The sequence below is a fragment of the Amphritea opalescens genome (genome assembly GCF_003957515.1).
Lineage (GTDB): Bacteria > Pseudomonadota > Gammaproteobacteria > Pseudomonadales > Balneatricaceae > Amphritea > Amphritea opalescens.
The window spans coordinates 43529-66546 of the sequence record NZ_RQXW01000010.1; the positions used below are offsets into that span (position 1 = coordinate 43529).

General features: G+C 46.8%; 22 protein-coding genes. 5 read left to right on the plus strand and 17 right to left on the minus strand.

The features are described 5' to 3' along the window. Positions 1–19: 19 nt before the first annotated feature. Entirely contained in the window at positions 20–1210 is a 1191-nt protein-coding gene (locus EH243_RS12085; protein ID WP_126158929.1) for a YbfB/YjiJ family MFS transporter, read from the plus strand. Between the two features lie 316 nt (positions 1211–1526). Here EH243_RS12085 and glmS read toward each other — a convergent pair whose 3' ends face one another. Next, positions 1527–3356, minus strand: coding sequence for a glutamine--fructose-6-phosphate transaminase (isomerizing) (gene glmS / locus EH243_RS12090; RefSeq protein WP_126158930.1), 1830 nt, complete (start codon positions 3354–3356; stop codon positions 1527–1529). 12 nt (positions 3357–3368) lie between these two features. Beyond that, positions 3369–4736 (minus strand): bifunctional UDP-N-acetylglucosamine diphosphorylase/glucosamine-1-phosphate N-acetyltransferase GlmU, encoded by a 1368-nt coding sequence (glmU, locus tag EH243_RS12095; RefSeq protein WP_126158931.1) that lies wholly within the window; start codon positions 4734–4736, stop codon positions 3369–3371. Positions 4737–4868: 132 nt separating this feature from the next. Here glmU and EH243_RS12100 point away from each other — a divergent pair, with 132 nt between their 5' ends. Then, positions 4869–5609 (plus strand): TrmB family transcriptional regulator, encoded by a 741-nt coding sequence (locus EH243_RS12100; protein WP_126158932.1) that lies wholly within the window; start codon positions 4869–4871, stop codon positions 5607–5609. A 189-nt stretch (positions 5610–5798) separates the two neighbouring features. Here EH243_RS12100 and EH243_RS12105 read toward each other — a convergent pair whose 3' ends face one another. The 15 genes from EH243_RS12105 to EH243_RS12175 all read right to left on the minus strand — a co-directional run bounded on the left by EH243_RS12105 (position 5799) and on the right by EH243_RS12175 (position 19624). After that, positions 5799–6224 carry a F0F1 ATP synthase subunit epsilon gene (locus EH243_RS12105; RefSeq protein WP_126158933.1) on the minus strand — a complete coding sequence of 142 codons (426 nt, stop codon included), beginning with the start codon at positions 6222–6224 and terminating at the stop codon, positions 5799–5801. 34 nt (positions 6225–6258) lie between these two features. Continuing rightward, positions 6259–7635 carry a F0F1 ATP synthase subunit beta gene (atpD, locus tag EH243_RS12110; protein ID WP_126158934.1) on the minus strand — a complete coding sequence of 459 codons (1377 nt, stop codon included), beginning with the start codon at positions 7633–7635 and terminating at the stop codon, positions 6259–6261. Between the two features lie 37 nt (positions 7636–7672). After that, positions 7673–8536 carry a F0F1 ATP synthase subunit gamma gene (gene atpG / locus EH243_RS12115; RefSeq protein ID WP_126158935.1) on the minus strand — a complete coding sequence of 288 codons (864 nt, stop codon included), beginning with the start codon at positions 8534–8536 and terminating at the stop codon, positions 7673–7675. 74 nt (positions 8537–8610) lie between these two features. Further along, positions 8611–10155 (minus strand): F0F1 ATP synthase subunit alpha, encoded by a 1545-nt coding sequence (gene atpA, locus EH243_RS12120; RefSeq protein ID WP_126158936.1) that lies wholly within the window; start codon positions 10153–10155, stop codon positions 8611–8613. A gap of 15 nt (positions 10156–10170) precedes the next feature. Beyond that, a complete protein-coding gene (locus tag EH243_RS12125) occupies positions 10171–10707 on the minus strand; it encodes a F0F1 ATP synthase subunit delta (RefSeq protein WP_126158937.1) in 537 nt (178 codons plus the stop codon). 12 nt (positions 10708–10719) lie between these two features. Next, positions 10720–11190 carry a F0F1 ATP synthase subunit B gene (locus tag EH243_RS12130; RefSeq protein ID WP_126158938.1) on the minus strand — a complete coding sequence of 157 codons (471 nt, stop codon included), beginning with the start codon at positions 11188–11190 and terminating at the stop codon, positions 10720–10722. 63 nt (positions 11191–11253) lie between these two features. Next, a complete protein-coding gene (atpE, locus tag EH243_RS12135; protein ID WP_425424959.1) occupies positions 11254–11478 on the minus strand; it encodes a F0F1 ATP synthase subunit C in 225 nt (74 codons plus the stop codon). An 88-nt stretch (positions 11479–11566) separates the two neighbouring features. Beyond that, on the minus strand, positions 11567–12409 hold the full coding sequence (gene atpB, locus EH243_RS12140) for a F0F1 ATP synthase subunit A (protein WP_126158939.1): 843 nt from the start codon (positions 12407–12409) through the stop codon (positions 11567–11569). Between the two features lie 15 nt (positions 12410–12424). Beyond that, positions 12425–12841: an ATP synthase subunit I gene (locus tag EH243_RS12145; RefSeq protein ID WP_126158940.1), complete on the minus strand. Its 417-nt coding sequence runs from the start codon at positions 12839–12841 to the stop codon at positions 12425–12427. A gap of 205 nt (positions 12842–13046) precedes the next feature. Continuing rightward, positions 13047–13928, minus strand: a complete 882-nt coding sequence (locus tag EH243_RS12150; RefSeq protein WP_126158941.1) for a ParB/RepB/Spo0J family partition protein — start codon at positions 13926–13928, stop codon at positions 13047–13049. A 3-nt stretch (positions 13929–13931) separates the two neighbouring features. Further along, complete coding sequence (locus EH243_RS12155; protein ID WP_126158942.1) at positions 13932–14738, minus strand: ParA family protein; 807 nt, start codon at positions 14736–14738, stop codon at positions 13932–13934. Between the two features lie 2 nt (positions 14739–14740). Then, on the minus strand, positions 14741–15367 hold the full coding sequence (rsmG, locus tag EH243_RS12160; RefSeq protein WP_164549114.1) for a 16S rRNA (guanine(527)-N(7))-methyltransferase RsmG: 627 nt from the start codon (positions 15365–15367) through the stop codon (positions 14741–14743). After that, positions 15367–17256 (minus strand): tRNA uridine-5-carboxymethylaminomethyl(34) synthesis enzyme MnmG, encoded by a 1890-nt coding sequence (gene mnmG / locus EH243_RS12165; protein ID WP_126158944.1) that lies wholly within the window; start codon positions 17254–17256, stop codon positions 15367–15369. The genes rsmG and mnmG overlap by 1 nt, the downstream gene beginning before the upstream one ends. Positions 17257–18212: 956 nt before the next feature. Further along, positions 18213–18650, minus strand: coding sequence for a thioredoxin TrxC (trxC, locus tag EH243_RS12170; protein ID WP_126158945.1), 438 nt, complete (start codon positions 18648–18650; stop codon positions 18213–18215). A gap of 497 nt (positions 18651–19147) precedes the next feature. Then, positions 19148–19624, minus strand: coding sequence for a thioesterase family protein (locus tag EH243_RS12175; protein ID WP_126158946.1), 477 nt, complete (start codon positions 19622–19624; stop codon positions 19148–19150). Between the two features lie 139 nt (positions 19625–19763). Between EH243_RS12175 and EH243_RS12180 the strand changes: the two genes are divergently transcribed. The 3 genes from EH243_RS12180 (at position 19764) to EH243_RS12190 (ending at position 22825) form a co-directional block, all read left to right on the plus strand. Continuing rightward, positions 19764–20720 carry a GlxA family transcriptional regulator gene (locus EH243_RS12180; protein WP_241235069.1) on the plus strand — a complete coding sequence of 319 codons (957 nt, stop codon included), beginning with the start codon at positions 19764–19766 and terminating at the stop codon, positions 20718–20720. 221 nt (positions 20721–20941) lie between these two features. Then, complete coding sequence (locus EH243_RS12185; RefSeq protein ID WP_126159017.1) at positions 20942–21832, plus strand: beta-keto acid cleavage family enzyme; 891 nt, start codon at positions 20942–20944, stop codon at positions 21830–21832. A gap of 24 nt (positions 21833–21856) precedes the next feature. Then, entirely contained in the window at positions 21857–22825 is a 969-nt protein-coding gene (locus tag EH243_RS12190; protein WP_241235070.1) for a 3-hydroxyacyl-CoA dehydrogenase NAD-binding domain-containing protein, read from the plus strand. The last annotated feature ends 193 nt before the right edge of the window (positions 22826–23018 follow it).

The window sequence follows — 23018 nt, forward strand, 5'->3', positions numbered from 1 at the left end:
CATTGCCCAAGGACACAGCATGAACACAAAAGCCCAACGCTTAAAAGTACTCTGCTCTGGCATACTGAGCTTGATACTCACCATGGGCATTGGCCGATTCGCGTTGACCCCTATGCTGCCGATCATGCAGGAACACGCAGGATTGGGGATATCGGAAGGCGGTGGGTTGGCGGCCGTTAATTACCTAGGTTACCTCTGCGGCGCCCTCGTGGTGGCCATGATCAGTGATCTCGTTATCAAAGACCGCCTCTACCGTATTGGGCTAGTGATGGCGTTGGTGACCACGGTCGGTATGGGCTTAACGGATAATCTTTGGCTCTGGGCTCTATTTCGCTTTCTCGCTGGCCTGAGCTGCGCAGCAGGGATACTGCTTGGTGCGGGTTTAGTACTTAACTGGCTTATTCGTCACGACCACCGGAGTGAGCTCGGCATTCATTTTTGCGGGGTGGGCTTAGGTATCGTTTTGTGTGCTATCGCTATCGAATGGATGCAACCCTATTTCGATTGGCGCCAACAGTGGGGGCTATTAACGCTTATTGGCGTGCTGATCATCATACCCGCTTGGCGCTGGCTGCCACCGCCGGATAAATCTCAACAAACAACCAGCGGTGAAGCATTGATTGATTCGCCCCCGAGTGCCGCCTTTATGCGCTTATTTCAGGTGGCTTACTTCTGTGCCGGTGTCGGTTATGTGATCAGCGCCACCTTTATTGTGGCGCTGATCGATCAACTACCGGGTCTTGAGGGGCAGGGTATTTGGGCCTTTCTGATTATGGGATTAGCCGCCACCCCTAGTGCTATCGGCTGGGATTTCGTTGCTCGGCGCTTTGGGCCGCTGAACGCATTGATCTGCGCCAGCATGCTACAAGTGATTGGCATACTGCTGCCTGTGATCGAAGCGAATTTCATATTCACCATGATCGGAGCGATCTTATATGGCGGCACCTTTGTCGGCATGGTGTGTCTAGTACTCACCATGGCAGGGCGCTACTACCCTACTCGTCCAGCCAAAATGATGGGCAAAATGACGCTCTCTTTCGGCTCCGCTCAAATCATCGCACCGGCATTAGCTGGCGTACTTGCAGAGCAAAGTGGCAGCTATACCAGCGCGGTTTATATGGCGGCATTCATTATGGCATTGGGCAGCGTACTGTTATTGATGCTCAAATCCCGTGAGCCGATCAAGCCACAACTCGTGCCCATCAACTAGGGAAGATGATCATCGAGCGCATGAGTCATCCTTGGCGGTTTTTATCCGCGCTCTCTGAGCCGAGTTAACGTTTACCATGTTCAAAAGAAGTTTTCGTTTAGCTTAAAAATATAAAAAGCCTGTCGATCATGAACCGACAGGCTTTTCATTGAAAACGACTCGATGACAATAAAGTCTGATATTTTTATCAACGACAACCCTATTGACTGGGCTGCCGCTTAGTGTGATGAACATTCCATCTGAAAATGATCAAACTCTATTGTCATTTATCAAACTTTATTGTCATCCCACACGCACACTTATCCTGTTGCGGGTGTTATTCCACCGTTACCGATTTTGCTAGATTACGTGGCTGATCGACATCGGTACCTTTGAGTACCGCAACATAGTAAGCCAACAACTGTAACGGTATCGAATAGATGATCGGCGCCATGACGGTGGGTACATCCGGCAGGGTAATTAATTCAAGATCATCGCCCGGTTTTACTTGGGCTTTCGAATCCGCAAACAGGAATAACTTACCTCCGCGGGCGCGTACCTCTTCTAGGTTTGCCTGAAGCTTTTCTAGCAACGAGTTATTCGGTGCCACCGCGACCACCGGCATATCTTCGTCTACCAGCGCCAGAGGGCCGTGTTTCAGCTCACCGGCAGGATAGGCTTCAGCATGGATATAAGAGATCTCTTTAAGCTTGAGAGCGCCTTCAACCGCCACAGGGTAGATGGTGCCGCGCCCTAAAAACAGTGCATGATGCTTATCGACAAAGTGTTCGGCCATTTTCTGAATCTGTGAATCCAGTGTTAACACCTGCTCCGTTAACCCCGCAAGTTGCTCCAATTGGGCCACGAAGTCTGCTTCACCTTCCAAACCATAGCGACGCCCCAATACCAGCGTGGTTAACATCAACACGACTAACTGACTGGTAAAGGCTTTGGTTGAAGCCACGCCGATCTCAGGACCCGCATTGGTCATGATCGCTAGATCGGATTCCCGCACCAGTGAGCTACCGGCAACGTTACAGATCGACAGAAAAGCAACATAATCTTGTTCCTTGGCTTCTCGCAAGGCTGACAATGTATCCGCTGTTTCACCGGACTGGGACAGGGTAATGAAGAGTGTTCCTGGCATACAGACGGTTTTGCGATAACGAAACTCACTGGCAACCTCAACCATACAGGGAATACCCACCAGTTTTTCGATCCAATAACGCGCTACTACACCGGCATTGTAGCTAGTACCACAGGCAACGATCTGCACTGCTTTTACCTGATCAAATACTGCGGAAGCATCGCTGCCAAAGACCTGTTCCAACACATGACCATGATGAATTCGACCTTCTAGGACATTACGAATCACCTGCGGCTGCTCATAGATCTCTTTGAGCATATAGTGACGGTATTCACCTTTATCGGCGGCATCGTGGCCATGTTCGAACCGCTGAGCCTCCCGTTGAACGATATCTCCAGCGGCATTTTCAATATTAACCTCAGTACAGCTAATAACCGCAAGATCACCCTCTTCCAGATAGATAAAACGATCGGTTACCTGTAGCAACGCCAGTGGATCAGAGGCAATAAAGTTTTCTTCAACACCCACGCCAATCACCAGTGGGCTACCCATACGGGTTGCCAGTAATAGATCCGGCTGCTGCTGATCAATCACCGCCAATGCATAAGCACCATCCAAGCGGGTTAAGCTTATCTGTAATGCTTCTTTTAGCCCTTTACCGGCCATCACTTCCCGATGAATCAGATGGGTGACCACCTCAGTATCGGTATCCGACAGAAACTCATAACCATCGGCACTCAGCTCCTCTTTCAGCGCTGTGTAGTTTTCAATAATGCCGTTATGCACCACCGCAATACGTTCTGCCGATAGATGTGGGTGAGCATTGCGCTGTTCCGCTTTACCGTGGGTCGCCCAACGGGTATGCGCAATGCCTAGATGACCTGGTAATGGAGAGCCCGCTAATGCAGCCTCTAACTGAGCCACCTTGCCCACCCGTTTAAGACAATCTAGCTGACCAGTTTCACCGTTTAAAACCGCCATACCTGCGGAGTCATAACCCCGATATTCAAGTCGTTTGAGGCCTTCCAGCAGAATTGCTGAAATATTACGGCCGGCGATAGCGCCTACTATTCCACACATGATCCTGCTCCTTTATGATTTTTTAACGGGACGCTGCCAGTTATTCAGATTAGTCTGTTTTGCTCGGGTTATCGCCAACTGTTCAGCCTCAACGGTTTTCGTGATAGTTGAACCAGCACCGATCGTCGCTCCGGCGCCGATCTTAACCGGCGCGACCAAAGCGGTATTTGAGCCGATAAAGGCATCATCACCAATCTCTGTGATAAATTTGTTTACCCCATCGTAGTTGCAAGTAATGGTGCCCGCGCCTACATTCACTCCGTCGCCCACCTGTGCATCGCCAATATAGCTTAGATGACTCACTTTACTACCGGCGCCAATCGCAGCCTTCTTAGTTTCAACAAAATTACCGATTTTAGCCTGACTGCCCAACTGCGTACCGGGACGTAAGCGGGCAAAAGGACCAATATCGCAGGCATCGGCGACCACGGCCTCTTCCAGTATAGAATTAGCCTTGATATGACAGCCCGAACCAATCACCGAATCTTTAATAATACAGTTGGCATCAATGGTGACGTTATCGCCAATCACCACCTTCCCTTCGAAGATCACATTGATATCAATAGCCACGTCGTGACCCACACTCACTTCACCGCGGACATCAAGCCGTGCCGGATCAGCCAAGGATACACCTTCTAACATCAACGCTTCTGCCTGACCTTGCTGATACCAGCGTTCAAGAGCAGCCTGCTGTAGTCGGTTATTCACCCCTTGCACCTCTTCCTCACTGGCCGGTTGAATCGCCTGAATACGCACCCCCTGCTCGGCCGCCATCGCAATAATATCGGTGAGGTAATACTCACCTTGCGCATTATTGGCCGATAACTGCGGGATCCATTCATGTAGCAAGGCAGCAGGCAGCGCTAAAATCCCAGTATTCACTTCGCTGATCCCCCGTTGCGCTTCACTGGCATCCTTATGCTCAACAATGGCCACTACGTCGCCCGCATCACTACGCACAATGCGCCCATAGCCGGTCGGATCATCCAGTTTAACCGTCAATAAGCCAAATTGACCCCGCTCAGCAATCGCCACTAATTCTGCCATCGTTTCAGACCGCGTTAACGGCACATCACCATAGAGCACCAATACCACCCCGTTGTCAGCAATATTTGGCAATGCCTGTGCTACCGCATGTCCGGTACCCCGTTGCTCAGCCTGTACGGCAAACTGAACAGACTGTCCTGACAAGGCGCTTTTAACATGATCAGCCCCATGGCCGATCACGATATGTACTTGGGCATCTGAAAGTAACGAGGCATTATCGATGACATGTTGTAACATTGGCTTACCGCCAATGGTATGCAGCACCTTGGGTAGAGATGATTTCATCCGGCTACCTTGGCCTGCTGCCAAAATAACGATATCAAGGGTATTCAAAGCAGAGTCTTCCCTGGTTGATGGCAGTGCGATCGAGCGACGATGCCTGCGAATAGAAACGATTATGTCAACGAACTTTAATCTAATTGGCCTTAGATGCAATATAAAATGTCAGGAAAAAATTGACAAACTATGGATAACGAACTGTATCAACTGTTAGGGCTGACTCAACGTGAGATCATTCTCTATCGTGCTTTACTCTCCCTCGGCCCCAGTGCTATTCGCACTATTGCCGAAAAAGCCGAGATCAATCGCGGCACCACCTACGACTGTTTAAAAGAGATGCAGCAAAAAGGTATTGTTACCTATCTGCCTAAAGGAAAACGCCGTCTGTTTAGTGCTAGAGAGCCTGAAGTGCTATTACAACTGGCCGAAGAGCGCCGTCACTCACTGGATACGGCCATCGATCAGTTAAAAACTAAAGTGGTGCCCGAACTGCATCACCTGATGCCGGACTTTAATACCGCTAATGTTAGTTATTATGAAGGCGACAGCGGCATCGAACAGGTTCTGCGGGATATTCTCAATACCGTCGAAAAGCAACAATCTAAATGCTATTCAGTTTTCTCCTCTAAACCGATTCGAAACCATCTTTATCGACCTTTCCCAAACTTTACCGCCCAGCGGATTCAAAAAGGGATAGAAGTTAAAGTGATCGCGATTGGCGAAGGCGGTGAAGATGCTGAATTAAGTGAGCGAAAGTGGATCAAGACCGAAGGTAAGGTTGACGCCGCCTATATCGCCGTTTATCCGCCTAAGTGCGCCATCATCTCATTAGCCTCTGCAAACTACCCTACTGCCGTGGTGATTGAGTCTAAAGAAGTGGCTGCTGCACAGAGTATTATTTTCGAAACTTTATGGGGACTGCTTTAAGCAGCACTTGGTTTTTTAATTTGTACGCGCTCAAAGCATCGTAACGGGTTCTTTAAGCAACCAAGGTTCGTGCTTTCTTAAAGTTGAATAATTCGCCCCAGTGGTTAATGGCGGCTCATATTTTAAGCAAAAAAAAAAAGCGACCCTAAGGCCGCTTTTTTATTCGAGTAGCAGTTAAGTAAGAGAGGGTTATTTACCCATCTTCTTACGAATCTGCTGAATAGTACGCAGTTGAGCTGCAGCTTCGGCCAATTGAGCAGTCGCACGGGAATAATCCAGTTCGGTACTCTTGTCAGCCATCACATGTTCAGCATGTTTCTTCGCTTCTTCTGCAGCAGCTTCATTGATGTCACCCGCACGCAGTGCAACGTCCGCTAGGACAGAGACTTTGTGTGGCTGAACTTCGATGAATCCACCAGAAACGTAGAAAATCTCCTGCTCACCACCCTGTTTCCTTAGCTCTACAGGACCTGGTTTCAGTTCCGACAGAAGCGGAGCGTGACCTGGGTATACACCCAGATCACCCAGGCTACCTGTCACTGAAACGAACTCGATAAGACCAGAGAAGATCTCTTCTTCAGCACTTACGATGTCACAATGAACAGTCATAGCCATGTTGTTATCCTTTTAAAAGGTTAACTAAGCGCATTTACATGCTCTTAGCTTTTTCAACCACTTCGTCGATACCGCCAACCATGTAGAACGCTTGCTCTGGGAGGCTATCATAATCGCCTGCAAGGATACCCTTGAATGCGCTGATAGTGTCTTTCAGAGAAACGTACTTACCTGGAGAACCAGTAAATACTTCAGCTACGAAGAATGGCTGAGACAGGAAGCGCTGAATCTTACGTGCGCGTGTTACAACCTGTTTGTCTTCTTCAGACAGCTCATCCATACCCAAGATAGCAATGATGTCTTTCAGCTCTTTATAACGCTGCAATACACCCTGCACCTGACGAGCAGTATCATAATGCTCTTGGCCGATAACCAATGGATCCAACTGACGTGAAGTAGAATCCAGTGGATCAACCGCTGGATAGATACCTAACTCGGCAATTTGACGAGACAGTACAACTGTTGCGTCAAGGTGCGAGAACGTGGTTGCTGGAGATGGATCGGTCAAGTCATCCGCTGGTACGTATACCGCTTGAATAGACGTGATAGAACCAGACTTGGTAGAGGTGATACGTTCTTGAAGAACACCCATCTCTTCCGCCAGTGTTGGCTGATAACCTACCGCAGAAGGCATACGTCCTAGCAGTGCAGATACTTCTGTCCCTGCCAGTGTGTAACGGTAGATGTTGTCAACAAACAACAGTACGTCACGACCTTCGTCACGGAATTTCTCAGCCATGGTCAGGCCTGTCAGCGCTACACGCAGACGGTTACCTGGAGGCTCATTCATCTGACCGTATACCAGAGATACTTTATCCAATACGTTGGATTCTTTCATCTCATAGTAGAAATCGTTACCTTCACGAGTACGCTCACCTACACCCGCAAATACGGAGAAGCCAGAGTGCTCGATCGCGATGTTACGGATCAGTTCCATCATGTTAACGGTTTTACCTACACCGGCACCACCGAACAGACCAACTTTACCACCCTTCGCGAATGGGCATACCAAATCGATTACCTTGATGCCGGTTTCCAACAGCTCGTTAGAAGCTGCTTGGTCAGCATAAGAAGGCGCCTTACGGTGAATAGGCATACGCTCTTCTTCACCAATAGGTCCACACTCATCGATTGGGTTACCCAATACATCCATGATACGACCCAGTGTTGCTGTACCGACAGGTACAGAAACTGGCGCACCAGTATTAACTACGTCCAGACCACGGCTAACGCCTTCCGTCTGACCCATAGCGATTGCACGTACAACACCATCACCCAGCTGCTGCTGAACTTCAAGTGTGAGTCCTTTAGACTCAACGACCAGTGCATCATAGATTTTCGGTACGCTATCGCGTGGGAATTCCACGTCGACAACAGCGCCGATAATCTGAACAATACGTCCGCTACTCATGTTCGGATCCTCTTAACATTTAAACCTGTTAACTGCCTTATACAGCAGCAGCACCACTTACGATTTCAGATATTTCCTGAGTAATCGCAGCTTGACGAGCCTTGTTATAAACCATTTGAAGCTCATCGATTAGGTCACCGGCGTTGTCGGTTGCATTCTTCATCGCCAGCATTCGTGCTGCCTGTTCACAGGCATTGTTCTCAACCACCGCCTGATAGACCAGGGACTCAATATAACGAACCAGTAAGCCGTTCAACAGCTCTCTTGCATCAGGTTCGTAGATGTAATCCCAGTGATGGTTAAGACGGTCATCATCGTCTTCTGCTTTCAGCGGAAGAATCTGCTCTACTTGTGGCTGCTGTGTCATCGTATTAACGAATTCGTTAGATACAACAAACAACATATCCAGCTTGCCTTCGTCGTAAGCATCCAGCATTACTTTGACGGTACCAATCAGCTCGGCTATTTCAGGCTTATCGCCCAATCCAGATTTCGCTGCGGTTACATTACCGCCATAAGTTTTGAAGAAGCTTACTGACTTAGAGCCCATTGCACAGATGTCCATTTCGACATTCTGATTTTTGAACTCTTGCATCTTGGCAATCGCTGCCTTGAACGCATTAATGTTCAAGCCACCGCAGAGACCACGGTCGGTTGCTACAACAATGAAACCGACACGCTTTACTTCGCGCTGTTGCAGATACAGATGCTTATATTCAGGATTGGATTTCGCTAGGTGCTGAATTACGCTGCGGATATTCCGGGCGTAAGGACGGCTTTCCTGCATGCGATCCTGAGCTTTACGCATTTTAGATGCAGCCACCATTTCCATAGCGCTGGTAATCTTACGTGTGCCCTGAATACTGCTTATCTGCGTCTTTATCTCTTTTCCGGCTGCCATAGTTCCACCTATTAAACCTTTACTTAGTTCAGGTCTGCATAATCGTTCATACAGACCCCCACTCTAATGAGCTATTACCAAGCTTGGGTAGATTTGAACTTTTCGATACCAGCCTTGAACTGAGACGCGATCTCGTCATTGTAATCGCCACCATCGTTGATCTTACCCATTACATCAGCATATTCGCTGTTGAAGTAAGCGATCAGGGACGCTTCAAAATCAAGGATCTTGTTCAGGTCGATATCGTTCAGGAAGCCTTCGTTCGCAGCGAACAGACTCAGACCCATGTCAGCAACTGACATTGGGGAGTACTGTTTCTGCTTCATCAGCTCGGTGACGCGCTGACCATGCTCAAGTTGAGCACGAGTCGCATCATCCAGATCAGATGCAAACTGGGCGAATGCCGCCAATTCACGATACTGAGCCAGAGCCAGACGAACACCACCACCCAGCTTCTTGATGATCTTAGTCTGAGCTGCACCACCTACACGGGATACAGACAAACCAGCATTGATCGCCGGACGAATACCTGAGTTAAACAGGTCCGCTTCCAGGAAGATCTGACCATCGGTGATGGAGATAACGTTAGTTGGTACGAATGCAGATACGTCACCACCCTGTGTTTCGATTACTGGCAATGCAGTCAAAGAGCCAGTTTTGCCCTTAACTTCACCGTTAGTAAATTTCTCAACGTAGGTTGGGTTAACACGTGCAGCACGTTCCAGCAGACGGGAGTGAAGATAGAATACGTCACCTGGATATGCTTCACGGCCCGGTGGACGGCGTAGCAACAGGGAGATCTGACGGTAAGCCCAAGCTTGTTTAGTCAAATCATCGTATACGATCAGAGCATCTTCACCGCGGTCACGGTAATATTCACCCATAGAACAACCAGCATAAGGCGCCAGAAACTGCATCGCTGCAGGATCAGATGCACCAGCAGCAACAACAATGGTATGTTCCATTGCGCCGTGCTCTTCCAGCTTACGTACTACGTTGGCAATAGTGGACTGTTTCTGTCCAATTGCTACGTAGACACATTTAACGCCAGTGCCTTTCTGGTTGATGATAGCGTCAATCGCAATCGCAGATTTACCAATCTGACGGTCACCGATGATCAGCTCACGCTGACCACGGCCGATTGGCACCATCGCATCAATAGATTTCAGACCTGTTTGTACAGGCTGATCAACTGATTGACGCTCGATTACACCTGGTGCAACCTTTTCTACAGGCTCAGTCAGTTTAGTTTCAATTGGGCCTTTACCGTCGATCGGGTTACCCAGGGCGTCTACTACACGACCCTGCAATTCCGGACCAACAGGTACTTCCAGGATACGGCCAGTACAACGCGCGGTCATACCTTCTACCAGACCCTGATAGTCACCCAGTACTACAGCACCTACAGAGTCACGCTCAAGGTTGAGCGCCATACCGTAGATACCGCCAGGGAATTCAATCATTTCCCCGTACATTACGTCAGCCAGACCGTGAATCAAGATAATACCGTCAGAAACGCTGACAATAGTACCTTCATTACGTGCTTCAGAAGAGACATCAAGTTTCTCGATGCGGCTCTTAAGAATCTCGCTGATCTCAGATGGATTCAGTTGCTGCATGTTTAATCCTCACACTCAGGAGTTCATTGCTTCGGCTAGCTTAGCCAGTCGAGCACGAATAGAGCCGTCGATAACCATATCATCGGTTCGAACGATCACACCACCAATAATGGACTTGTCCACTTCGGAGGTCAGACTCACTTCGCGGCCCAGCTTGGAGCTCAGTGCCTGAGTTAATTTTTGTTGCTGCTGCTCGCCCAGATCAAAGGCAGTTATCACGCTTACCTCAACAGAATGCTGTTGATTAGCTTTCAACTGTTCAAACTGCGCAGAGATCTTTGGTAACAAAGCCAAGCGCTGATTTTCAGCCAACAAAGAGATAAAATTCTTCGTTGACTGATCCATCTGCTCTTCGCAGACAGAGTTCATTGCTTCAGCTTTCTGTTCGCTAGTAAGACCAGGGTTACCCAATACCAGTTTCATCGTCTCATGTTGAGAAACTGCCGCAGCAGTTATCAGCATGTTAGACCACTGGTCAAGATTTCCCTTATCCACTGCGTACTCGAAAGCGGCTTTGGTATAAGGCCGAGCGACTGTATTGAGTTCAGCCATCGTAAACCTCGCTTAAAGCTCAGCAGCTAGTTTTTCAACAAGCTGTGCGTGCGCATTAGCGTCAACAGACGCTTCAAGAATTTTCTCAGCACCGGCTACTACAAGAGCAGCAACCTCAGCACGTAGAACTTCTTTGGCACGATTTGCTTCCTGATCGATTTCAGCTTGAGCAGCTGTGACAAGGCGAGCTGCCTCTTCACGTGCTTTCTCTTTAGCTTCATCAACAATCTGGTTAGCTCGCTTATTAGCCTGTTCAATGATGGCGGCTGCTTCTTCCTTGCCCTTGTGCATATCAGCGATGGCTTTTTCTTGAGCCAGCTCTAAGTCACGTTGAGCACGGTCAGCAGCGTCCAGACCTTCTGCAATTTTCTTCTTACGTTCTACCAGCGCACCAGTAATTGGTGGCCAAATGTATTTCATACAAAATACAACGAAGAAGGCAAATGCAATGATCTGACCAAAGATGGTTAGATTAATATTCACGCCATTACCTCTCGCGGTTGTCTTAAAAAGTAGTTACCCATAAAGGGACGTATGTAGCTCTACTTATGCAACAGCGAACAGTACGTACAGACCCAGACCAACACCGATCATAGGTACGGCATCAACCAGACCCATTACGATGAAGAATTGAGTACGTAACAGTGGGATCAGTTCAGGCTGGCGAGCAGCACCTTCAAGGAACTTACCACCTAAGATGCCGATACCTACAGCGGCGCCTACAGCCCCCAGACCCATCATCAGTGCACCAGCGATGTACAGCAATGCCATTTCCATCAGTTTTCTCCGATTTTTAATTGCTAAAGTTTAAGTTAATATTTAAAAAGAAATCGTTTAATTATTCAGTTATTACAACTACTTAGTGGTCTTCATGCGCCATGGCTAGATAGACAATCGTCAGAACCATGAAGATGAACGCCTGCAGCGTAATTACCAGAATGTGGAAGATCGCCCATGGCACAGACAACAGCCATTGCGCCCAGAACGGCAGCAGAGCGATCAAGATAAAGATCATCTCACCTGCATACATGTTACCGAACAGTCGCAGCGCCAGTGATACTGGCTTAGCCAACAGGCCTACGATCTCCAGGAACAAGTTGAAAGGTAGCATCCACTTACCTAGCGGCTGGAAAGCCAGTTCGCCAAGGAAACCACCTAAACCCTTCATTTTGATACTGTAGTACAGAATCAAACCGAACACTGCAATCGCCATACCTAGTGTAGCGTTAATGTCCGTAGTCGGTACGACCTTCATATAGACGTGATGTGGGTCCGCGCCAAACGCTTCACCGATCTTCTGAGCCAGGAAAGGAATCCAGTCAACTGGGATCAAATCCATGGTATTCATCAGGAAGACCCAAACAAAAATAGTCAGTGCCAATGGGGCAATTAACGCATTTTTGTAGTGGAAAATACTGCTGACATTGTCTTCAACGAACTCGATGATCACTTCAACGAAGTTCTGAGTGCTGCCTGGAACACCGGAGGTTACTTTTTTAGCAACTTTGCGGAACATCCAGATAAAAAACAGACCCAAGCCTACAGACCACAGCATTGTATCTACGTGAATTGCCCAAAATCCCATTTCTGCTGCTTCCTGAGCAGTATGAGCAAAGCCCAAACCGCCTTCAGGATGCACACCAAACGTCCAGTTCGTCAGGTGGTGGGAAATATAGGCTGAGGAAGTCATTTCACTAGCCATTACTATCTCTCTCATTCAAAGTTTTAAGAATCTGTTATTTAACTTCAACTGGGCGACAAAACCGACCAACTGAAGCCATATATAAGTGCTAAATAAGGAAAATGGATTCAGAGGTTGAATCAGGATAAACACCGCAGAGAAGAGTGCGATGGATAAGCCCATTTTCCATATTTCACTCGTATATAGCTGTGCTATAACAGCGCCAGGAGTATTTTTTGCTTGTTTTGCAATCAGTGCCCGCCAAGCGAACACATAACTAGGCAGTAAAAAAATCATACCTCCACAAAAGGATGAGTACGCTGCACTCACGCTATATGATAGTGATACTCCAGCAATCACTATCATACTAACTACTTGAATCAAGAAGACTTTTTTAAACTGCTGTAAGGCGATACGAGCATGAACGCCAGGTTTCCGGTGCCCTTTTCTCATTTCATTACAGCCTCAGTTTCCGTCATCTGCTGCTCAGGGCTTTGCTTATACCCTCAGTAGCCAGCGCATTATAGGGGCTTAACGCCTCTGCTTCAACACGATTCAGTCCAATTTGCACTTTTGTATTAGTCCAACAGAAAGGATTTTCTACGTAAATACCCTAATATCGGTAGATAGAGTGTCAAAGCCCCAAATAAAGCCTTAATTAATTAAGGGCTTTCAAAATGGCTTCAAATTTTTCACGGTTTTCATAGGCGATAGTAATTTTACCTTTGCCTGCCGCGTTTTCACTGATGGACACTTTGCTATTCAGTCGGCTCGAAAGAGAATCTGACAGATCTTTCAGCAGAGGGTCTGGTTTTTTAGGCGTCTGTGCAGGTTCGGTTTTTTTCTGGTGTAACTTGCGTACCAAATCTTCCGTTTGTCTAACCGACATGTTTTTGCCAACAACCTCTTTGGCCGCCGCAATCTGATCTTCACCATCCATCCCCAGCAAAGCCCGAGCATGACCCATCTCTAAATCACCATACTCAAGCATTTTTTTGACTTCATCGGTGAGATGAATCAAGCGCAACAGATTGGTAACCGATGAACGGGATTTACCAACCGCATCAGCGACTTCTTGCTGGGTGAGATCAAATTCCATTTTTAGCCGATCTAGGGCGATGGCTTCTTCCATGGGATTAAGATTTTCACGTTGAATATTTTCAATCAACGCCATCGCGATCGCGGCTTCATCGGGCACATCACGAATAACCGTTGGTATCGTTTCAAGACCGGCCATCTGACTGGCGCGCCAACGACGCTCACCGGCGATAATTTCATATAGGTTATCAGCAATAGGCCTTACGACGATGGGCTGCATCACACCTTGGGCTCTGATGGAGTTAGCTAACTCCTCAAGCGCTTGCGGTTCAAGATCGCGACGCGGCTGATACTTGCCTCGCTGAATCTGATCGACCGACATCAGGCAGTAACCATCGGTACCGCTCTGTTGAGCCTCTGTTACAGCTTCCTCTGCATATTTAGTACTGGTTGATAACAGTGCATCCAGTCCCCGTCCTAAACCACGCTTTTTAGCCGCCATCAATCAGTCTTCCTGTTCCTGTTTATCTGCCTGTTTTTGATCATGTTGCTTCGATTTACGAATCAACTCTCCCGCTAGTGCTAGGTAGGCCACCGAGCCCCGCGAGTTTTTATCATACATCAACGCCGGTAATCCATGGCTAGGCGCTTCCGCCAAGCGAACATTACGCGGAATAACCGTACGGTAGACTTGATCACCAAAATATTCGACCAAGTGATCTGACACATCTTTGGTCAGGCTCATCCGCGGGTCGAACATGGTGCGAAGAATTCCTTCAATTTTTAATGAGGGATTCAAACGTTTATTAATTTTATTAATGGTGCCAACCAGTGAGCTGATCCCCTCCAATGCATAGTATTCACACTGCATCGGAATAATCACCCCGCTAGAGGCCGCCAAGGCATTCACCGTGAGTAGATTAAGCGAAGGCGGATTATCAATCAGAATAAAATCGTAATTATCTTTAACCTTCTCTAGCGCCATCTTCATTCTGAATTCACGCCGTGGCATCTGTAATAGTTCAACTTCCGCGGCGGTCAGATCGCCATTAGCGCCAACCAAGTCATAACCAGCAGGGGCGTCCTTGATAATGGATTCCTCCATCGTCGCTTCACCGATAAGCACCTCATACACTGAGTTTTTCAAGTGATGCTTATCGACGCCACTGCCCATTGTCGCGTTGCCCTGAGGATCCATATCAATCATCAGCACCCGTTTCTTAGTGACGGCGAGCGACGCCGCTAGGTTAACGCAGGTCGTTGTTTTGCCCACGCCACCTTTCTGGTTGGTGATGGTTAATATTTTGGTCACGTTCAAGTTCTCCCTAACATCAGTAGATGCCGCTCGCCTTCGGTGCCCGGCACATTCAGACGGACACTTTGGCGCAAATTAATAGACTCGGGCAATAACTCAATCTCTTCAACAGGATACATCCCTTTCATTGCAAGAAAAATACCTTCGTCCGCACAGAGGTGTGTGGTCCAGTGAAGCATATCTTGTAACGAGGCAAATGCCCTTGATATCACGCCATCAAAGAGTACCTCGGGCGTATATTTCTCAACCCGCTCATGGATGACTTCAACATTCGCTAATCCTAACTCCGCTTTTGCCTGAAACTGAAAACGGCTTTTTTTAATATTACTGTCCAGCAAGGTAATCGGTAGATCCGGCCGACAGATCGCTAGAGGTATCCCAGGTAAACCCGGACCACTGCCCACATCGATCAACCGTTCTACATCGATATAGGGTAATACACTCAAGCTATCGATCAGATGTCGGCTGATCATCTCTTCAGGCGAACGCACCGCCGTGAGGTTAAAGGTTTTATTCCATTTAACCAGCAGTGCATGATATTTCAGCAACTGCCCATACTGCTCATCACTGAGTTGAAGATCGATCTGTTGGCACTGTTGTTCGAGTAAATCACGGTACTGCGGCATCAATTCAACGCCTTTTTCTGGGTCATCTGTTTCTTCTTCAAGTGGATCAATAACAGCGAAATCGCGGCGGGAGTCATCCCTTGAATCCGTGCCGCTTGAGCAATACTTTCAGGTCTAACCTGTTCCAGCTTAGAGGTCAGCTCATTGGACAAACCACCGACAGAGGCATAATCAAAGTCGAGCGGCAGCAGCGTATCTTCCTGACGCCGCACTTTTTCGATGTCATCTTTTTGACGATCGATGTAACCGGCATATTTAATCTGAATCTCAACCTGCTCAGCCACCTGAGGATCGGTTACCGGCGTGCCTTTCAAACCAGCAACCGCCGCATAATTTAGTTCTGGGCGCTTAACCAAGTCCTTGAGATTATATTCACGATTGATCGGTTGTTGTAACTTGGCGTTCAACACCTCGGCTTCTGGTGTGCCCGGTTGTATCCAGGTTTCTTTAAGACGCTGATTTTCCAATTCGACGGCTTCACGCTTATCGCAGAAACGCTGCCAGCGCTCATCGTTGACCAAGCCCAATTCACGGCCTTTTTCAGTCAAGCGCAAATCCGCATTGTCTTCCCGCAAAATCAAACGGTATTCCGCTCGACTGGTAAACATACGGTAAGGTTCTGATGTGCCCATGGTAATCAGGTCATCGACCAATACACCTAAATAGGCTTCATCACGTCGTGGATACCACTGATCCTTCTCCTGAGACCGCAGAGAGGCGTTAACCCCTGCGAGTAACCCCTGAGCCCCAGCTTCTTCATAACCGGTCGTACCGTTGATCTGACCGGCAAAGTAGAGGCCGTTGATCACTTTGGTCTCTAAGGTGTGTTTCAGATCCTGCGGATTAAAGAAATCATATTCAATCGCATACCCTGGCCGAGTGATAAAGGCATGTTCAAAGCCTTTGATGGAACGTACTGCTGCCAACTGAATATCAAAGGGCAAACTGGTCGAGATGCCATTCGGATAAAGCTCATGGGTAGTCAGGCCTTCTGGCTCAACAAAAACCTGATGACTGGTCTTATCCGCAAAGCGAACAATCTTATCTTCAACCGAAGGACAGTAGCGTGGGCCAACACCATCGATAACACCGGTATACATCGGTGATCGATCGAGACCGGAGCGCAGAATATCATGGGTGCGCTCATTGGTATGGGTAATATAACAACTGATCTGCCGTGGGTGATCCGCTAAAGAGCCCATAAACGACATCACCGGTGTGGGTGTATCACCTGGCTGTTCCTGTAACAAACTGAAATCAACACTGCGGGCATCGATACGTGGAGGCGTACCGGTTTTTAAACGATCAACCCGTAGTGGTAATTCCCGTAAACGGTCAGCGAGGGCAATCGATGGCGGATCTCCAGCTCGACCACCCGCATAGTTGTCTAATCCAATATGGATTTTACCACCCAGAAAAGTACCGACAGTCAGCACAATGCTATTCGCAAAGAAACGTAAACCCGCTTGGGTGATGACGCCTTTGACGGTATCACCTTCAACGATCAGATCATCTGCTGCTTGTTGGAACAGTTGCAGGTTTGGCTGATTCTCCAAAATTTCACGAATCGCCGCTTTATATAAAATACGATCGGCTTGAGCACGGGTTGCTCGAACAGCAGGCCCTTTTCGAGAGTTAAGTGTTCTGAATTGGATACCACCTTTATCGGTGGCGATAGCCATTGCTCCGCCTAACGCATCGATCTCTTTAACGAGATGACTTTTACCAATACCACCAATCGCTGGGTTACAAGACATCTGTCCCAACGTTTCGATGTTATGGGTTAACAAAAGTGTTTTAACACCTGTCCGTGCAGCAGCCAGAGCTGCTTCCGTTCCAGCATGGCCACCACCAATTACAATCACATCAAAGTGGTCTGGATAATCCACTGCTTAACCTCATCATTTAATTAAAGAGAGCCTGAATGTGTATGCCGATAGGCAGTGGCTCAGAAAAAGGCGCTAAGTATAAACCTAAGGGGTCAATATAGAAATGGTTAAACTTTGAACACCTTTTAATCAACTTCTCTTTTTATGATTTTTTATATATTAATTAAATATGTTCTTAAGATATGTTCTTTATTTTTATGATTACTATTAAGCAGACCCTTCTCAGTTGATAAGCCTATTATTTACAATATTTTCAGTTAGTTACAGAGAATAAAAGGCTGTTGTATAACTGCGATTAACCGATGGATAGGGTGTCACAGAGCTGTGCGTAACTAGGCTGTTTATGCACAGGCCATATTATGCACAGGTTCATCAACGGGTTACTCCCACATAGTTATACAGTTTACTCACAGGGTTTAGTGGATAAAAACGACGTTCCGTTCTGTCTCTTTGTTTAGCCAAAATAGTGAATTATTTGAGCAAGCAGCTTGAGGATAACTAATCGGAGGGATGAATGCCTTATTGGATCGTTGATGAGGTTGATCGGCTGCCAGTTCAGCACAATATCTCGATATAACAGATAGTTAAGTGTTAACTATCTTCAATACGACAAGAGTGTTTCGTTGATTGTGTTAGAAGAGGCTAAATGATTGGTTTTTAATAAGCATCAGATAGGCACTGGATCTGCACAGATTATCTACTTTTAATACATCAGTTATCCACATGCTTTTCTATGCAAGGTTTATATAAACATTATTGTTATTTTATAAGATGCTGATATATATAGATAATTTAAAGTTATTCTGTTTTCTGTGGATGAATGGTCATGTTAAGGGATGGCTGGAAAACTTAAGGGGATGTGTGAGAGGGATAAGGCTGTGGGTAAGTTGGCCTGATCGTTGTTCAGTGATATCAGACCATTGAGAGGTGGATAAGTGGAAGTTATTCAGGGGTGATCAAAGATCAACCCCATTTTGAATAAGCCACTGCTTAAGTTGGCCTAATGGCAACGCACCACTGACTCTAGCGGTCTCTTTTCCCTGCTTAAATAGGATCAATGTTGGGATCGAACGAATCTGTAGCTGTGCGGCAATGGTTTGTTCGGCTTCAGTATCGAGTTTGACTAGTCGAATTTTCGGTTCAAACTGCCCTGCGGCCTGTTCAAAAATCGGCCCGAATTGCTGACAAGGGCCACACCAAGTCGCCCAGCAATCGACTAACACAGGGATGTCATTATGTTTAATCATGCTTTGATAATTAGCTGCGGTTAGAGCCGTCGTGGTGCCTTTAAACAGCGGCTGCTTACATTTACCGCATTTAGGGCCATCACCGAGCCGTGCGGTGGGTACATTATTGGTGGCCGAACAATTGGGACAGCAGATACTGGAAGTCATGGTGAGTCCTTACTAACTAAACTTACTTAGTGGTTTAGCCTATCAATGGATGACGCTTAATAGGCCATTCATATTAGCAATATTCTATATAAGACTTTACTCCGAAATGTCAGGTCAGGGTAGCCTCTTTCATCTCGATAAAGCTCTAAGATAACAGGCGAAGCATCCTGTTTAATCGATTTATTTGGCATGAGAGCTAACGTTTTGGGTTACTTTTTTGTGATCTTACTCTATTTCTATTATGGGGTGAGCGGGATTAGCCGCAGCATCCATTATTCATATGGACAACGGAATCTGTTGATCATTCCCCCATCATAGAGGGTTGATGGCTAGTGATATCGGCGGCTATCTGAGTGAGCTGCTGCATGAGGTGAATAGGTAAAGCGGAGGTTCGACTGTCTTTAGCAAAGTGCTTATAGGTTTCGAATGTTGATACTGATGAGCTGCGTAGTAAGTAAAGCGCTCGCTAGTGCCACGAGCGCTTTTAATAACGAGTATCACTTACGTTTTAAGCTAATCCCTCGACCTGCCGTGGCGGGTGTATCCAGTTCATTATGTGAAGCTTGAATGTTATCGATAATAGTCTGGGTGACCGGTAGAAACGGAGATGCTCGATGAAGTTCCATATTCATGTGAAGCAGTAAGGTTTCCATTGTGGCCAGTTCGTCATGGGTTTGGCCATGGAACATGGTCATATAGAGACGCAGTTTTTTGTTGTCACTCTCGAGCAACTGCCCTTTGATGACAATAGGTTCACCTTCACTCACTTCCTTTAAATATTGCACCATGCTTTGTAGGGTGTAGATAGACACCTGATGTTCTGCTCGAAAAGCTCCATCTAGACCAATGTGAACCATAAAAGCGTCAATAGCTTGACTAAAAGCGACGACATAGTAGGCATCGTTCATATGACCGTTATAGTCTATCCAATCGGTGAGTACATCACTTTCAAATAAATTTATCAGTTGCGACATTATGATTCCTAAACATTAAGAAGTGAGAGTCCAGTGGCCAATCATAAAATGTAATCTTAAAGAGAATTGACTAAAATCGCATACTAATTGATTTTTATAGACTGAAATTAAACTTAGTCTGTAATGACGAGGGGGCTAGGTGTTTGGCGATCGAATAAAGGTTGGGCCACAAAAAATTCACTTTTTATTGCTTCCGGGTTTTTCATTGTTCGGCTTAACCTCCATGTTAGGCCCTTTGCGACATGCGAACGGCACCAGCGATGATGATCTGTATGAATGGTTTCTCGTGTCTGAATCCGGAGGTTTGATTCGTAGCAGTGACAATATAGAGATTATGACCAATGTGAGTATTAAGGACGTCGATAAATGTGAGACCCTGATTATTTGCTCGGGACGTGATCCTTGGTTGTCGAAAACGGCGGCTTTACTTGGCTTTATTCGACAGCAGAATAACTACGGTGCTGACATTGGGTGCCAGGATACGGGGGCTTATATTGCCGCGGCTGCGGGCGTATTAGATGGTTACCGAACCACCATCCATTGGGAAAACCATGAAAGTGCATCGCAGACTTTTCCAAAAGTAACCTTTGTTCAAGAGTTACTCGTTATCGACCGAAAACGCTTCTCTTGCCCTGGGGCGTTGTCTGGATTGGATATGATGCTGTATTTGATCTCGAGCCAGTATGGTAAAGCATTAGCCTCACAGGTCGCGGATGCGTTGGTCTATACCCATGAAAGAGCCCATACTGAGCCGCAGCGTCGATCGATGCAGCTACGGTTAGACACTCGCAATCCTCATTTAATAGAAGCCGTGCAGCTCATGGAGCAAAACATTGAAGAGCCTCTATTGATAACGGAGCTTGCTGATCATCTCGGCATCTCACGTCGGGAGTTAGAGCGTCTATTTAAAAGTCATTTACAACAGACACCCAAGTCTTTTTATCGCAATCTACGGCTAGAAAAAGCCCGCTGGATGCTACAGCAAACCAGAAGCAGTGTGACCTCGGTTGCGATGGCATGTGGCTTTATTTCCCTGTCCCATTTTACCCGTAGCTATCAACAGACCTTCTGTAAAAAGCCCAGTGATGAACGCTAACGGTTTGCTCATTCGTTTCGTCACCGGCTAGACCTTCGGGCTTTATTTCTAGGTGCTATTTCGCGTGCTACTTGGTCAATGCTGTTTTTTTAAGCTAAGAGTCATCGACTTTAGACAAAATTGAACTCATTTAATCTGTAACTTTTATACCTGTTGATGGCTAGAGCGATCACAGTAGCGTCGTTCTAGTATGTATTGAACTTATAAAAGAGCTTTGAATGATGAATCAAGACGTCATTATCACATGCGCTATAAATGGTGCAGCAGATACCGCAGAACGTAATAAACATGTCCCTGTTACGCCTGAGCAAATAGCCAATTCTGCTATTGAAGCTTGGAATGCCGGAGCGGCTATTGCTCACATCCATGTACGAGATCCTGAGACGACTCAAGGTTCTAGGCGTGTTGAGCTGTATGCGGAAGTTTGTGAGCGATTAAGAGCCTCTAGCTGCGACATCGTGATTAACTTAACCGCAGGCATGGGCGGTGATCTATATATCGGCCCCGATGAAAACCCGACCGCTTTTACTCAGGATACCGATTTAGTCGGTGCTCATGAACGTTTGGTACATATCGAACAGTTGAAACCTGAAATTTGCACCTTAGATTGTGGTTCCTTAAATTTTGGTGATAGCAATTTAGTCTATGTGTCGACGCCCGAGATGCTGCGCATTGGTGCAGCCCGTATTCAAGAGTTAGGGGTCACCGTTGAGCTAGAAATTTTCGACACCGGCAATCTTTGGTTCGCCTTACAAATGATGAAAGAAGGCTTATTGGACGACAATGCTATGTTCCAGCTGTGCCAAGGTATTCCTTGGGGAACACCACCTAACTTTGCTTTGCTAAAAGGCATGGTTGATATGCTACCGGCGAATACCAGTTGGACTGCCTTTGCATTAGGTCGAAATCAACTACCTTGGGTTGCACAGTCTGCCTTACTTGGTGGCCATGTACGGGTTGGTTTAGAAGATAACCTGTATCTAGGAAAAGGCGTGCTCGCGACCAACGGTCAGTTGGTAGAACGTTCCGTCAATATTATTGAAAACATGGGTGCTCGTATTCTTAACCCGACCGAAGCCCGTGAAAAACTTGGCCTACGTGGCATTCAATAATATCTAAATAGTAGGAGATGAATGATGGCTCGTCCTAATCCAAACGAAGTAACAAAAGTAGGTGTCATTGGTACGGGAGTGATCGGTGGTGCGTGGGCACTGCATTACTTACGTATGGGCATGGAAGTGGTTGCTTATGATCCAGGCCCAAACTCTGAAGAAAAGCTATTAGCGATGGTTGATCATATTTGGCCAACCATCACCAAATTAGGCCTTCGTGAAGGTGCCAGCAAACAGAATTTACGCTTTGTTGATTCACTCGAAGCGCTGGCTAACAGCGTCCAAGTGATTCAAGAAAGTACGCCAGAAAAACTGGATGCGAAACGTCAATTATTCGCCGAGCTTGATCGTATCGCTCCCCCTGAGGTGGTTATTATTTCCAGCACCTCGGGTTTTGCCATGACGGATATGGCGGTTAATCTTGAGTTGCAGCCGGAACGCTTTGTGGTTGGACACCCGTTTAACCCGCCCTATCTGGTGCCTTTTTGTGAAGTCTGTGGTGGCGAGCGCACCAGTCAGGATGTCGTGGATTGGACGGCTGAATTTTATGAATTCACCGAAAAACAAGTCGCTAAAATGGATAAAGAGCTACCGGGCTTCATTGGTAATCGTCTCCAGGAAGCGTTATGGCGAGAAGCACTTCACATGGTGGCGAATAACGAGTGCTCTGTGGAAGACATCGATAAGGCGATCGCTTATGGGCCCGGCTTACGTTGGGCGATCATGGGTCATTGTCTGACCTATCATCTTGGTGGTGGTCAGGGTGGTATGGCGCACCTGTTGGATCATTTTGAAGAATCCTTAGAAGAGCCTTGGACCCGTCTGAAAGCGCCAAAATTAACGCAAAAACTTAAAGATGATATGGTTGAAGGCTGTTTAACCCAGGCTAATGGAGCCTCGATTAATGAGCTTATTCAAGAACGAGATGATTGCTTAATTCGTATTATGCAGACACTCAACGAATACCGAGAAGAAAAAGGTATTAAACGCTAAGTTAGCGGATGTTTCCGTTATAGGATGTCTTACAAGCAAGGATGCTCTCTACAAAGGTACGTTGTTATAAAGAAAAAAAGAAATTACAAAAAGCCTAACTATAAAAACGGAGAATACGCTTATGTCGTCTAATCTTAAATCCGGTTTTGAATCATCCGAATCTGGGATGTTTAAATCGGATACATTAGCAAAA

Coding starts and splice junctions, on each gene's coding strand:
- glmS (WP_126158930.1), bottom strand. CDS start 3,356: ATGTGTGGAATAGTAGGCGCTATCGCCGGCCGTAATATTTCAGCAATT.
- atpD (WP_126158934.1), bottom strand. CDS start 7,635: ATGAGTAGCGGACGTATTGTTCAGATTATCGGCGCTGTTGTCGACGTG.
- atpB (WP_126158939.1), bottom strand. CDS start 12,409: ATGGCTAGTGAAATGACTTCCTCAGCCTATATTTCCCACCACCTGACG.
- EH243_RS12100 (WP_126158932.1), top strand. CDS start 4,869: ATGGATAACGAACTGTATCAACTGTTAGGGCTGACTCAACGTGAGATC.
- EH243_RS12175 (WP_126158946.1), bottom strand. CDS start 19,624: ATGTCGCAACTGATAAATTTATTTGAAAGTGATGTACTCACCGATTGG.
- rsmG (WP_164549114.1), bottom strand. CDS start 15,367: ATGCCGCAGTACCGTGATTTACTCGAACAACAGTGCCAACAGATCGAT.
- EH243_RS12125 (WP_126158937.1), bottom strand. CDS start 10,707: ATGGCTGAACTCAATACAGTCGCTCGGCCTTATACCAAAGCCGCTTTC.
- atpA (WP_126158936.1), bottom strand. CDS start 10,155: ATGCAGCAACTGAATCCATCTGAGATCAGCGAGATTCTTAAGAGCCGC.
- EH243_RS12105 (WP_126158933.1), bottom strand. CDS start 6,224: ATGGCTATGACTGTTCATTGTGACATCGTAAGTGCTGAAGAAGAGATC.
- EH243_RS12145 (WP_126158940.1), bottom strand. CDS start 12,841: ATGAGAAAAGGGCACCGGAAACCTGGCGTTCATGCTCGTATCGCCTTA.
- EH243_RS12185 (WP_126159017.1), top strand. CDS start 20,942: ATGAATCAAGACGTCATTATCACATGCGCTATAAATGGTGCAGCAGAT.
- EH243_RS12150 (WP_126158941.1), bottom strand. CDS start 13,928: ATGGCGGCTAAAAAGCGTGGTTTAGGACGGGGACTGGATGCACTGTTA.
- atpE (WP_425424959.1), bottom strand. CDS start 11,478: ATGGCATTGCTGTACATCGCTGGTGCACTGATGATGGGTCTGGGGGCT.
- EH243_RS12190 (WP_241235070.1), top strand. CDS start 21,857: ATGGCTCGTCCTAATCCAAACGAAGTAACAAAAGTAGGTGTCATTGGT.
- trxC (WP_126158945.1), bottom strand. CDS start 18,650: ATGACTTCCAGTATCTGCTGTCCCAATTGTTCGGCCACCAATAATGTA.
- atpG (WP_126158935.1), bottom strand. CDS start 8,536: ATGGCAGCCGGAAAAGAGATAAAGACGCAGATAAGCAGTATTCAGGGC.
- EH243_RS12085 (WP_126158929.1), top strand. CDS start 20: ATGAACACAAAAGCCCAACGCTTAAAAGTACTCTGCTCTGGCATACTG.